The sequence below is a fragment of the Paenibacillus sp. CAU 1782 genome (assembly GCF_054551715.1).
Genome location: NZ_JBTOLL010000003.1, coordinates 167,061 through 180,923, shown reverse-complemented (window position 1 = coordinate 180,923; position 13,863 = coordinate 167,061). Strand labels below are relative to the sequence as shown.

Here is a 13,863-nt window from a genome sequence, read left to right as displayed (position 1 = left end):
AATGGAAATCAACCTTTGACCGAACCCGACGTGACCTGAATAAACGATTTATTCGCCAAAATATAAGCCAGCAGCATCGGCAGGATGGACAGGCACGCGCCAGCCATCATTAAGTGAATTTGCATGGCCGCGGAGGAACCGTACCGGAGATTCGCAAGTCCGACGGTAAGCGTCTGCAGCTGCGGATTCGTCATCGTGAACACCAACGGCAGAATGTATTCGTTCCAGGCATGACGGAATACAAACAAGCCGGCTACGCCGAGTCCCGGCGTCAAGAGCGGCAGAACAATGCGGAAGAAGGTCCTTACAAAGCCCGATCCGTCCACCATGGCCGCTTCATCAAGCTCGCGAGGTATCGCCTTAAAGAAACCTAGCAGTAGGAAAAACGTGCTGGAATGGGCACTAACCAGAATGAGGATAACCCCCCACAACGTGGTATTCAGGTTCAGTACGACCATCAAATCAAATTGCGGGCGCAATACGATGGCCCCTACGGATATAAACATCATGGATGCCTGAGTCGTCACATAGAGCGACCTTCCGGGAAATTGGCGTCGGTCAACGACATAAGCCGCCATCGAGGCTACCAGCAGAGTTCCAACCGTAACGGCAATGCTGACGAAAGCGCTGTTCCAGGTATAGCGGGCAAAATTGGCTTGCCTCCAAGCTTCGGCGTAGTTGGCGAATTGCATCTTGGCCGGCAGCAGGCTGCCGCCCGTCATCATTTCGGCTCCCGTCTTGAGCGAGCCGGATAGGGTCATTAGCAGCGGGAATAAGGTAAGCGCGGCCGTTGTTAACAGGAACAACCACATAGCCGTGCGGCTCAGTATTCTGCCCAAGCGGCCGGCATGCGGCCCGCCGGCGGAATTGCCGCCATTCCTGTCCAGTTTTTGGGATAACACCTGTTCGTTCATTTGCGTATCCTCCTGCAAACCTGCAGCCGTTTATACAAAACGTTCTGCGGCGTTGTGTGCAATAAGTAAGTGCCTTGGCAAAATTGCGTGTTTAATAGATTTTGTTCATTTTGCGGCTTAAAAAGAAGTATAAGCCGGTAATCGCGCCAACAATAAGAGCCGTAACAAAGCCTACGGCGCTGCCATATCCAAGCTGCTGCTCGACTGGCGAACCCGTGGATACCGGGAACAGCAATTTATACAGATAGAGGTACATGACCTCGGTTTTTCCAATCGGTCCGCCCTCCGTGATGAGCATGATGCTCTCATAACCTTTCAGGGATACGATAATCGCAAGCATAATGACTAGCTGGGCAACCGGAGCCAGCATCGGCAGCGTAATGTACCAGAATTTTTTCCCCGCGTTCGCGCCGTCAATGGCCGCGCTTTCGTACAAATCCTGCGGGATACTCTGCAGACCGGCCAGAAACAACAGCATATAGTTGCCGACCGCGCCCCATACCGCCACTAGAATGACCGTTAACATCGCCAGTTTGGGCCCAAGCCAGTCGACCGGCTGCGAGACCAGATTCAGCTTCATTAAAGCGGTATTAACCATTCCGTTATAAGAATTGAAGATGGTATAGAACACAACGGATATAACCGCGGTACTGATGACCGTCGGCATAAAATAAATGCCTCGAAGCAAATTGCCGCCGCGCAGCTTTCCGTTCAGGATAACCGCAAGCAGCAGCGACAACGGCAGCGTCAGCACCAGTTTGCCGCCGGCATAGATAAAGGTATTCCCGACCGATTCCCAGAAGAGATCGTCGCGCATCACTCGCCGGAAATTTTCCAGGCCTATAAATAGCGGTTCGCCGTATCCGGCATAGTCATAGAACATATAGCGCAGCATCCAGATCAAGGGGTAGATGCCAAGCACCGCCGTCAGAATAATGCTCGGGGATAAAAAAAGAGTGTTTTCGCCGAGCCGTTTCTTGTTAAAGCTCATGATTGTTCCTCCTTTTAGAGAGAAAAAGGGCGTCCGCCAAAATTGTGCGGCAGCCCTTCTTGCCTGTATTTACCCCTGCGGTTTGGCTGGATCAAAGGCAGGGTTCGGCGTCACGGCGACTTCGCCTTTCTCCACTGCTTTGGACAATGCATCATTGTATCTGGTGTTCAAATCGGCCGTAATGGCCTGCAGATCTCCACCGGCGAGCATATATTTGAAGAAAGCGTCGGCATAACCGGCTCCCTCCGGAGTAACGTTTGGCGATACTGGCCAGATGGAGTCATGCTTGCCGACCAGGAACCCTTCCATCCCGTTAATATCCGGGTTTTTGGCCTGCTGCACGATGCTTGGCACTACGGCAATCCCGAAACCGTTTTCATGATAGCTTTTCAGAATCTCGTCTCCGTACATGTACTCCATGAATGTCCAAGCCGCTTCCTTATTGGCCGATTGAGCGCTGATGCCAAGCCATGTTCCGGCGGATACGATCTCGGATGTTCCCCTGATCTCGCCGTCCAGCGTTGGAGCCAAAGCGCCGGCCCAGTTGATTTCAGTAGGGAATTGATCCTTGTATACGCCCGGCTCCGTCGAGAAGGAAAGATACATGCCGATTTTGCCTGCCGCGAATTGGGCGCGCAGCGGATCGATGTCGAGCGATTCCGCGCCAGGAAGAATGCTTCCGTCAGCATGCATTTGTTTAAAGTATTGTATAACCTGCGAGTAAGGCTCGAAATCGAATTGCCCTGTTTTTAAATCAAAGCCTAGTCCTTGATGACCGCTTAAGGAAAGAATCTCCCGAATGGAACGGTCAAAAGCGGATTTAGGGCTTTTGAAGTTCAGAGCAAAGCCATAAATGCCCTCGCTTTTGCCGGCTTCGGTAATTTTCTTGGCGGCGTCGACCATCTCCTGCATGGATGCCGGAGGATTCTCGATGCCCGCTTTGGCAAAAAGATCCTTGTTATAAACCAGTCGCAATGTATTGCCGTTATTGGCCAAGCTGTACACGTTGCCGTCGAATCGGTTGACGCCGTCGAGCATAAGCTTTTCGAACTTTGTTTTTATGTCATCGGTAAGGAACCCGTCAATCGGCTCCAGATAACCTTTTTTGACAAAGCCGGATGTATTTCCGCTCTTCAGACGCAGCACATCCGGAGCCTGATTGCTGGAGAACGCAATGTCCACGCTTTGCGCGTAGTTCTCGGACAAAACGGTCAATTCCACCTTAATGTTGTCTTCATTCGTTTCGTTAAACGTGTTGATCATTTCATTAATGTACTCCTGATCGTGCCGGTCGTCCGTCCAGTAATTCAGCTGTACGGGAGGTTTGCTCGCCTCTGCTGTCGGCGTCGCCTTGCTTCCTTCGGTACTGGCATTAGTCGCGCCGCCATTACCGTTTCCGTTGCCATCATTTCCGCTGCAGCCCGCTATTACGATAGCCAGAATGACGCTCATGCCGAGACCTAACCATTTTTTCTGCATACATTCTCCCCCTTTAACCACATTCGAGTTGTAAGCTCTTTTTCATTATAGGTCCTCATTCCTCGAAAAGGAGTGCGTCAAATTCACTCTTGAGGGATAGAATTCCATGGTCTGCGCGGTAAATTTCTTATGTATCCACCCGATCCGCATGATAGCCCGCCCGGAATTCCGAAGGCGTCTGTCCGGTCATCTTCTTGAACACATCGCTGAAATATCTGCGTTCCTCATAGCCTACGGCCGATGCCACCTCCTGCACCTGAGCCCCCTCCACGAGCAGCAGCTTCGCCTTCTGAATACGTTCCGCGGTCATATACTGCGTGACCGTCATACCGGTCACCTGCTTGAACAAGCTGGCAAAATAACTGGGGCTAAGATGGACATGGGCGGCGCATTCGCCAACTGCAATGTCCTCTGACATGCGGCTTTTCATATATTCGATCGCTTTATAAATCACCTTCTGGCCGCCGGACAAGCTGTTCTGGTAAACGAGTGTGGCTCCCTCCGTACACAAGACCAGCAGCTGGCGCTGCAGTGACGCAAGAGAAAGCCCCGTGGTCCCTTGTGCCGCCCTAAAGCTTTGAATCAGCGGCTGTATGTGGGAATACGGAACCATTTCATAAAAAGTACGGATCGCGGAAGCAGCCAGCTCGTCGTACAGGCTGAGGAGATAATTCGGATTTTGCCGAGAAACCAGCTTCTGGAGCGATTCCGCAATGGTGGACAAAATAGCAGCCGCCCTTCCCGCATTCCCGGAACGAAGGGCAAGCAGCAGCTCGTCCTTATATTCAAGCGCCAGCGGCTCCTGGCTTCCGCTCTGGTGTATATCGTCATACAGGATCGCTGTATTGCCTTCGGTAAACAGATGGTGGGAAAGCGCTTGCTGAGCTTGCCGGTAGGAATCCGGCAGCTCGCTAATTTCCGATACTCTGCTGCCAACTCCGACGGAAATCGTAAACTTGGTATACCGTTCGATATTTCGGCAAATCTTCTCGGCTATTTCAATTGAACTAGATATGCTAGTGTCGTTAAGCACGGCCATGTACTGGTCAAGGCGGGAACGGAAAACAACGCTTCGCGTATGTTCGGCAAGCGTCTCCTGCAAAATATTGAGCAACGAGAACCGGATCAGCTCCATCTCCCGAATAGATAGCTCCGCAGCCCCCTCCCGAACATTGTCCATTTCGATCAGCATGACCACGAAGCCACGCGGCTCCAGCTTGATATTCAAAAACTCCCAGCGCTCCGAAGCTTCTTCCCATGAGATGCGATGGTTTAAGAGAAGCGTAAAATATTCCTGCCGGAGCACCGGCATGCTTTCGCTAAGCTTGATTTCCATTTCCCTCAGACTTAGCAATTGTGATCTCTCTTCCATAATCTCGTCTTTGGCTCGCAGCACCGCGGACATAATATCCTCTTCTGAAAAAGGCTTCACCACGAAATCAAACGCCCCGAGCTGCACCGCCTGCTGCGCATAATCAAAGTCGGCATACCCGCTGATCAGAATGAATTTGCAATTGCGGTTCTCTTCAAGAACCAAACGCAGCATGCTCAGCCCGTCCATAATCGGCATCCGTATATCCGTAATGACGAGATCCGGCCGCAAGCTGCTGATCAACTGAAGCCCTTCATCCCCATTGCTGGACACTCCGGCGACCACAATTCCTTGTTCCTCCCAATTCATCGCGGTTAATCCGTCAACCACGCTCTTAATATCATCAATAATGCATAAAGAGATGGGTTCAGTATGACTCACCCGACTTCTCCCCTCTCCTGGGCAATGAAATCCGTACTTCCGTCCCTTGCTCCGGCTCGCTATTCACTTCAAGGGCGGCCTCATCCCCATAATAGAGCTGAAGCCGCTGAATCAGATTGAATACGGCATACCCTTTCGACGATTCCATCCAGAAAAGGGCGCGTACCAACTCTTCTTCCATGCCTTTGCCGTTATCGCGTACAATGATCGTCCAACGCTCTCCATCTTCCCCGATTTCAATCTCGATGCGCCCGCCGCTCTTTAGATCGCGAAACCCGTGCAAAATGCTGTTCTCCGTCAGCGGCTGCAATAGAATGCGGGGAATCGAAAGCGCGAGCAGCTCAGGTTGCCGCACATGGATTTCATATGTAAATAAACCTTCATAGCAATTTAACTGCAGCTCCAGGTATTGATGTACATGCTCCAATTCTTTCGATAATGTCGTAATCTCCTTCCCGTTGTTCAGGCCGAGCTGGAATAAGCGGGAGAGGGACATGACCATTTGCTGCGACGGTTCGATCTGCTTCAGCTTCAGCTTCCAGTAGATCGTATTCAATGTGTTATATAGAAAATGGGGGTCCATTTGGGCCGACAATGCTTTAATCTCCGCTGACCGCTTATGCGTCTGTGCCTCCGTAACCTCATGAATCAGCACCACGATCTGCTCCAGCATTCGATTGAATCGATGGCCTACCTGTCCCAGCTCGTCTCCGCTGCTGCTCTCGAAACGGGCGGTCAAATCGTTGTTTTCGACCCGCTTCATCACCTTCAGCAACCCTTGCAGCGGCTTAAGCAAATATCGTGAAAACGCATTCGAAATTAGCAAGGTTACAATAAATGCAGCCAGAGCAACCGCCGCGATCAACCATTTGACTTTCTCCAGATCCTTGAGAACGACGGCCCGAGACTGAATGGTCGTCATCGTCCAATCCGCAATGCCGATGCCGGCATAATTGAGCAAATAGGTTTCGCCGTTCAGTTCAAAGGATTGGCTGCCCTCCGAGGCATCCATCATGCCCTTCAGATTTCCCGCTTCCACCGCCTGGCGGACCAACGGTTCAGTCGCCGGGTAAACCGTGTCTCCTTCATCATTGAGCAGGAAGCTCGACGCGCCGCTGCCCGTATCTCCTTGTACCAGCTTCCGAAAACCTTCCTCCCGGATATTCACCACAATGTAAACACCGCTGACAGGCGTGTCGAAGATCGGCTCCAGAATGAGCGAGACGACCCGGTCCTTGCCGGTGAACAGCATATCCTCATGCCCTTCCACCCACAGATTTTTCTTCTCCTGCCCGATACGATCATACAGAAATGTATCTTGAAAGGCGTTAAGCCGATTGCGGTTCATGGACGAAGGATAAAATTCGCCGATCGGCGTAGACAAATAGATGGAATGGATCAGCGGTTCGGCGACCCGTGCCTGCGAGAAAACGTTATCAAGATCGGTTAGATGCTTGTAATACCTGCTGTCGTCTCCGGAAACGACATCCTTCAGCATCTCGTAAAATGGCCTGCTGATCATAAACGTCATCATAATCAACATCAGTTTATTCAGCTTCTCATCGACAATCTGCGCGGACCTTGCTACCGTATCCTGCGTCAGCTTTAGCGCGTTTTTCTCCATGGTGGCGGCCGAGATATAATAGGACAGCCCTCCGGTCATCAGGACAGAGATCACAATGACGGCTAGAAAGGCCATTTTGAGCTTGTTGCGAATGGATAGCCTGCGGAGGTAATCCAAAGTAGTCACACCTTCCATTAAAATCCTCTTTCCTATGATTATGTCATCCAACCTCCGCTACGACAATGAAAAACGAAGGGGCTGTCCGAAAAGTCAAATGGAATGAATAAATACTCAGCAGAGGGTACTGGACGGGAAAGGGTGCCTTGAGGGCGGTTATTTTGTCCGCTTTTTTCCATTAAAATAGGATCAAAATAAAGCGGACAAAAATGTTTGAAGCTTCCGAGACACCCTTTCCCGGGAGGGACCGAATTTTGCTGAATCATTATTCACCGCAGCAGACTTTTCGAACAACCCCTCCTGATATGATCACCCCAAAGGCTAAGGGGATGAACGAACTAAAGCGTTATCAAAAGAGACATTCGCGGATGTACTCCTAAAGCCGATCTTCCCTGACGTCAATTCCGTTAGGGGATTGGTCCACTCTATTTTTAAATTGCCATTCAAATAGGCTTTTATCGTATTGTCTTTAACGTAAGCTTTAAGCTCGTACCATTGGTTCGCTTGGGCCGCAAATGGCGTGCCGGATAAAAGCGTGAAGACTCCGTTCACGGATTTGTAGAGCTCTAATGCCTGATTCGTTGAATTGATCCGGTACATGTAATAATTGCTTGCATCCTGTACCCGGAATACGAGGCCAACATTGGCATTGAGTATTGGCATTTTCACAACGGACTGAAACGTATAATCGCTCCATGTATCGCCGGCTGTAATCAGAGCTGTCGCCGTAGCGGCCTGTCTCAACACCTTGCTATCGTCCGTTACCACGCTCCAAGAACCGGAGGCCGACGTCCAGCCTGCTAAATTGCCCGCTTCGAAGTTGTCGCTGAATACCGTAACCGTATGGCCTGAATGGCCGATCGGCTCGCTCACATCCGTAATATAAATCGTAAAACTCCGATCAAAGTAAAGTCCGCCTGAATCGATGCTCCTTACCTTGATCCTATAGCTGTTCTTCGCTTCGTAATCGGGCGTAACCACAAGATACAGACTATTATCCGAAATGGTAAAGCTGCCGTTATCCTCCCCTTCAGTTCCTGCTATCAGCTTGTAGGTAAAGGTTTCTCCCGCATCGGGGTCGGTGGTAGCGAAATGTCCCACCATGCCGCCAGCCGTTGTATTTTCAACTACGTTATTATTCGAAAGGCCAATATTGACAGGGTCATGATTAAGGAGAGAAACCGTGGCATCGTCAAAATGAACGCCAGCCGACGTGGTCCGGAATCCAATTCCGCCCGTAGTCAATTCCGATATGGGGTTACTCCATTGCGTTAACAATTGTCCATCCACATAACCCTTAATCGTGTTTCCTTCTACAACCACCTTAACCTTATACCGCTGCTTCTCCAGTGCCGGGAACGAATTGCTGGCCAGAAGCGTCATGACTCCATTAACCGATTTATACAACTCGAGCTGCTGATTCGAAGCATTGATTCGATACATGTAATAATTTGTTCCGTCTTGAGCCCGGAAAACTAAACCCGCATTGGCATTGGTGTAGGGCATTCTCATTTGAGCTTCGTACGCATAATCCGTCCATGCGTTGCCGGCATTGGCGGTTATTAAAGAGGTGTTGGTCTGACTGCCGCTGGACAACACGTTATTCGTGCCGACCGTCGGAACCGTCCAGTTGCCTGTTACGGATGTCCACCCCGCCGTATTGCCGTTTTCAAAATTTTCGCTGAACAACGGCGGCTTGGAGTTAGCGAAGTGAATGCCGTTTACATTGCTATTGGCGACCGTGATTTTCATGTCGCTTAAACTTGTCGCAAGCTGGCCCTTCACATACACATCCGAAAACATGACATCATTGACTTTGCCGCCTCTGGTCACATTTCCGGAAATTCTGGAGTTCTGCGATCCCAATTCGCGTATATTGATGTTTTTTAAGATTACGTTGCTTACGTCGCCGGATGTGCTGGTCGAAATCCCAAGCCAATAGTTCCCGAATTGATTAATGCCTACGCGCTCGATATCGATATTCTCGAACGTAATATCTTGAGCAAAGCCTTCCTTCGGAAGAGTGTTCAGCGTGTAGCCATGATCAATCAGCAATGCTCGGGCACTCTGATACACATATGAATTACGGACGGTAACCCCGATTTGACCCTGGGCCACTCCTTGGCCAATCTTGAACGCCACGCATCGCGTCCATGCAAAAGCATCATCGAATACGACATTCTCCAATTGCTCAAGCGCGCCCGGCCATCCGCTGGACATTCCCGTCTGCAGCCAGGTTTTGGTCGAGTACGTGTCATCATCCGAAATGGCGATCGAATGCTGGACGAGCACGTTTTGACTCTCGTTTATATCGATCACGTCGTTTTCGATTTTGTATAAGTCCTGAAAGCCCTTGAGGTTTTTAATGGTCACATTGTCGGAACGAACGACCATAAACGCCCAGAAGCCGGCATCCCGCAACGTTAAGCCGTCGAACGTAAAATTGGAGGTTGCGATCGGAACCAGCAGATTGTTGAGGAATCCTTCGTTTTTATTCGGCGCCGGCATCCTCCGCTCCCGCATCTCTATGCCCTTACCGTCAATGGTTCCCCTGCCGCGAATCGTAATATTGTTGGAATTGACGGCAGTCCGAATAAAATAGGTTCCATCGGCATTTCGAGAAGTTTTGCGAAAATCATTGGTGTAGTCCTCGCCTCTGCCCGTGCCAACAATAACGGCTCCTCCGGCAAGGTAGAAGGTTACGTTGCTTTTTAGCGTCAAATTCCCGCTTTTGTAGACGCCAGCCGGAACAAATACAACGCCGCCGCCAGCTTGATTGGCGGCATCGATAGCCGCCTGAATCGCGCCCGATGCCATTGTTGCCCCTGTACGATCGGCGTTGTATGGCGCATGGGTCACATTATAAATACCGGCGCCCGAGGATGGGGGAATATTGGTCTCTAAAGGATCCGCCGCGATGACTAGCCGCTTCCGCAAGCCATTGATTTCCACAATGACGTAGGTCGAGGAAGCCAGCGAAAAGGTGAGCTTGTTTCCGTTAACCGTACCCTCGATGCTTTTGGCCAATGGACTGATGGAATAGGCTGTAATCGGCGCATTGAAGGTCACTTCGATGCTTACCTTGCCGTCGAAAGAAAATTGCGCATAATCATAGTCGGGCAGATAGCTTACGACGGGCACCGATTGATTGTCCGCTTTTAATGAATATACGCTTGATGCGGTATAGATGGATGGCATCGGGTAATTTTGAATCGTGGCACTCCCGTTGGCATCAGCGGATAGCGGCAAGGCTCCTACAATCATGAAAACAAACATAACGAACAAACCGATCGCTTTTTTTGTCATGATAAGTTCCTCCTTTGATTTGTCTCTGCCCACCGATGGTTAGAAACGAGGAGCCGTTCTCAGGCAACATCCTTGCACATCAAAAAAAACTTGAAAGCGCTATCATATTTTCAAAGCAAACATTCTCTTAGCCTATAAATACTCCCCCTCATTCTACCTGTTTTCCTTTCAAAAAAATTATAGTCTCTGAGCAAAAAAAATAGAGTGAGGTAAGCTCACTCTAAAGGGATAAATTTTTACTGTCCTACTTCCCACATCCATAAAGCTCTCTATTTGGAATTACGTTTTGACCGTTCGTTTTCGTTAAAATAATTTCTGTGGCATCCCGGTACAAACAAATATGAGGCTCATTTGCATCCAAATACTGAACAGCTCTAAACCCCATTTTTTGTTCATAAAATTGGGCGGTTTTCACTATGTCCAAACTTGGGAATACACTATGGGATTCTATTAGCAGGTTCTTCATTTTGTTTTTTCTCGTTAACCTGGATTTCTACTTACTGAAATTTATTATTTGTTAAAACTCCGCTGACGCAAAGCTTCGTACAGCATGATGGTGCTGGCCATCGCTACGTTCAGCGATTCCGCCTGGCCCGGCATGGGGATAATTACCGCTTCGTCGAGAGCGGCTTCGATTTGCGGCGACAGACCTCGGGATTCGTTGCCCATCAGCAGCCACACCGGACGGCGCCAATCACAGTCGTATACGCCCTTTGCCGCTTGCAGGCTGGTGCCCGCCATTACGATCCCGCGCTCCTTGCCTTGAGGGATGAGCTCAGCCAGATCGCCTTCAATAATCGGCAGGTGGAACAACGACCCCATGCTGGAACGCACCGTTTTGGGATTGTATAAATCCACCGTGCCTTTGCCCAAAATAACAGCATCGGCACCAACGGCATCCGCGCTGCGAATGATCGTTCCAACATTGCCGGGATCGCTTAACCCGTCAAGCCCGATAACCAGACAATGCGGCCGAAACAGAGCAGAAAGTGCCGGTTTCGGCTTGCGTACAACCGCAAATATCGGCGGCGGGGTATCCGTATCGCTGCATTTGCTCATCACAACACGCGACGCCGATATCCATTCCTGCGTAGCTGCGGCCGATGCGTATGGCTCCGACTGAAGCTCGCGGGGAATGCCCCTGTCGACATCGTAAACAATAACGGCAATATCCGCTTTGCACACGATAGCCTCCATCACCAGGTGTACGCCTTCGATTAAAAATTCTCCCCGCTGATCGCGTTGTTTCTTCTCCAGCAGCGCTGCCCAGCCTTTAACCCGATCGTTGCTTTGGGAAGCAATATGCAGATGATTAGTTGTCATTTATGTCCATAACCCTTTCCCGGCCTATCGCCATCAAATCCAATAAATCCATTATAGCACAGCCGTCTAACACCGAATAATTTCAGTTCGGAAGGGCATCCTATTGGAGCAAGTCTGAACACAACAGGAGGTCATCCGGTTGGAAAACATCGATCTTCGCCAAGCCATTTTAAATCGCGTACAAGATAATTCCCGCGAGCAATTAAACGAAGTCATTGAAGGATCGGTTGGACATGACGAAAGGGCCCTTCCGGGGCTTGGCGTCTTGTTTGAAATGATCTGGAAGCAAACCGGCGAGTCCGACCACAATCACATGGTCGACACGCTGTACCAGCACCTCCACAAGAAGCAGTCCTAGCACAGCACACAAAGGAAACGGGCAAAGCTTAACTCTACACAAGAGTTAGCTTTGCCCGTTTTGCTAGAACTACCAGCCACTTGCCGGCCTAGTCCGACTCGACGCTGACTTCGCCGTCGTCATCTCGTTTGCTTTTTTCCTTCCCGCCTCTTTTTTCTTCCCGCTTCTCAATCCATTCGCCAATTTTGACAAAGATGGAAGTGACGATAAGGGCAAACACAACCAGAGTATAAAAACCAGCGCCAATGCCGATGCCAATGCCCCCGGAGAAAAAAATCATGGCAGCCGAGGTTAAACCAACGACCTTTACTCCGTTTTTGAGAATGACGCCAGCCCCGATAAAGCCCAGACCGGTAACGATTTGCGCCGCAAGACGCATCGGGTCCATCATCGTATGTTCTCTCATGCCCGCATACAATGTAACGCTTTGAATGGAAACGATCGTAATAAGTGCCGAAGCCGCCGTTACATACATATACGTTTTTACGCCTGCCGGCTTATGCTTGTGCGTCCGGTTGAGGCCGATCATAAAGCCTAGAAAAGAAGCCACCAATATCCGCAGCAGCCAATCGTATTCGCCGAGCAGGGATGAAAGAAATTGATCCGTGACTAACATAAAAAGCCTCCTGTTATCTTTCTCTGGTTGTAATACCTATCTTGTTCGGGAGCTGTAGACGCATTGGCCGTCTACGATCGTGCGGCTTACCCAGGGCATTCCGCGGTAAAAATGGACCACGATCATATCCGCCGCTTTGCCGGCTTTCAGCGACCCGAAGTCGTCATCCGTGCCCATCACTTTGGCGGGATTCAGGGTGGCCATTTTCACCGCTGCCGGCAAGTCTGAGTAATCCGCGCCAGCCAGCCTGAAAACAGAGGCTAGCAGCGACGACGGATGATAGTCCGAGCACAACAGGTCCGCAGTCCCGGCCTTCACGGCTTCTTCGGCGCTAAGATTATTATCATGGGAGCCGCCGCGCACCACATTGGGAGCGCCGACGCATACCGAAATCCCCTTCTCTGCCGCATAACGGGCTGTTTCCATATTGATCGGAAATTCGCTGACGCTCATGCCGCAAGCTTTCATCGCTCTCACCCGGCTAGGAGAATCGTCGTCATGAGAAGCAACGGGAATGCCTTTCGACACAGCCGCATTGCCCAGCCTGGCAAGCTTTCCCCAGTCGATCTGCGCCCTTCGCTCCATCAATTCTTCCACGATGGGCTCTACCTCATCCAAGGTAACGCCTTGATTTTTCATGACATAACGCTGGAACGAACCCGGCGCATAATATTGGCCTTGGCCCGGGGAATGGTCCATAAATGACAAATAATGAATCCTTCCGTCTTCCACATATTGCTCCACTATAGGCAAGCCTTCATGATGCGATACCTCAAAACGCAAATGAATCCGATTGCGAATCATAGCCCGTTCATTATTGTACTGATGAATGAGGTCCACCATGCCGGTCAATAAATGATTGCCGCGCAGACTAAGCCCGACCCCAAGCGATAAGGAGTGGTACATCGTCGTTATGCCATGCAATGGCAGCTTGCGCTCAAATTCCAGCAATGCCAGCTCTAGCGGAAACAGCGTTCCCGGCCTTGGCTGCACTTCCTTCTCAATGGCATCGCAGTGAATGTCGATCAAACCGGGCAAAATAAAGCCGCCGCCCGCATCCACAACCGCTGATTCCGGATGGGATGCCTTCCACATCCACTCATCCTCTTCCCTGTCCAGAACGGCGGAAATCCGGCTTCCTTGTACAACGACAGCCCCTCTAATAACGGCATTCTCCAACACGACCAGCCCGTTATTAATCAGATATGAATGCGATGAACGATCATCTCGTTCCACGATCAACGCCCCCATTTAAGACTCCTGTAATGACACTACCCCTCATTTACACTATCTTAACACAATTACCCAAAAGCAGCTTGAAGTAAATCAATTGTCACAGGGGTTTTTAGACCTCATTAACTATTTTTTCAAAATTTTTACGA

The 13,863-nt window shown here is 50.3% G+C and carries 10 protein-coding genes; 1 reads left to right on the top strand and 9 read right to left on the bottom strand.

The features are described from left to right. Window positions 1-8 precede the first annotated feature (8 nt). From ACX93W_RS11495 to ACX93W_RS11465, 7 genes are all read right to left on the bottom strand, one after another. Window positions 9-914, bottom strand: coding sequence for a carbohydrate ABC transporter permease (locus ACX93W_RS11495; protein WP_459392514.1), 906 nt, complete (start codon window positions 912-914; stop codon window positions 9-11). 91 nt (window positions 915-1,005) lie between these two features. After that, the gene (locus tag ACX93W_RS11490) at window positions 1,006-1,905 is read right to left on the bottom strand and encodes a carbohydrate ABC transporter permease (protein ID WP_459392513.1); all 900 of its coding nucleotides are present in this window, start codon (window positions 1,903-1,905) and stop codon (window positions 1,006-1,008) included. 69 nt (window positions 1,906-1,974) lie between these two features. After that, complete coding sequence (locus tag ACX93W_RS11485) at window positions 1,975-3,384, bottom strand: ABC transporter substrate-binding protein (RefSeq protein WP_459392512.1); 1,410 nt, start codon at window positions 3,382-3,384, stop codon at window positions 1,975-1,977. A gap of 127 nt (window positions 3,385-3,511) precedes the next feature. Further along, complete coding sequence (locus tag ACX93W_RS11480; RefSeq protein WP_459392511.1) at window positions 3,512-5,137, bottom strand: helix-turn-helix domain-containing protein; 1,626 nt, start codon at window positions 5,135-5,137, stop codon at window positions 3,512-3,514. After that, window positions 5,124-6,896 (bottom strand): cache domain-containing sensor histidine kinase, encoded by a 1,773-nt coding sequence (locus ACX93W_RS11475; protein ID WP_459392510.1) that lies wholly within the window; start codon window positions 6,894-6,896, stop codon window positions 5,124-5,126. The genes ACX93W_RS11480 and ACX93W_RS11475 overlap by 14 nt, the downstream gene beginning before the upstream one ends. Before the next feature lie 303 nt (window positions 6,897-7,199). Continuing rightward, on the bottom strand, window positions 7,200-10,184 hold the full coding sequence (locus ACX93W_RS11470; protein WP_459392509.1) for a family 16 glycoside hydrolase: 2,985 nt from the start codon (window positions 10,182-10,184) through the stop codon (window positions 7,200-7,202). Between the two features lie 510 nt (window positions 10,185-10,694). Then, window positions 10,695-11,507, bottom strand: coding sequence for a TrmH family RNA methyltransferase (locus ACX93W_RS11465; RefSeq protein WP_459392508.1), 813 nt, complete (start codon window positions 11,505-11,507; stop codon window positions 10,695-10,697). A gap of 139 nt (window positions 11,508-11,646) precedes the next feature. Between ACX93W_RS11465 and sspI the strand changes: the two genes are divergently transcribed. Further along, entirely contained in the window at window positions 11,647-11,865 is a 219-nt protein-coding gene (gene sspI / locus ACX93W_RS11460; protein WP_459392507.1) for a small acid-soluble spore protein SspI, read from the top strand. 88 nt (window positions 11,866-11,953) lie between these two features. On the opposite strand, the gene ACX93W_RS11455 is transcribed toward sspI, so the two are convergent. Further along, window positions 11,954-12,481, bottom strand: coding sequence for an MgtC/SapB family protein (locus ACX93W_RS11455; protein WP_459392506.1), 528 nt, complete (start codon window positions 12,479-12,481; stop codon window positions 11,954-11,956). Window positions 12,482-12,517: 36 nt separating this feature from the next. Beyond that, a complete protein-coding gene (locus tag ACX93W_RS11450) occupies window positions 12,518-13,732 on the bottom strand; it encodes an alpha-D-ribose 1-methylphosphonate 5-triphosphate diphosphatase (protein WP_459392505.1) in 1,215 nt (404 codons plus the stop codon). Between the last annotated feature and the right edge of the window lie 131 nt (window positions 13,733-13,863).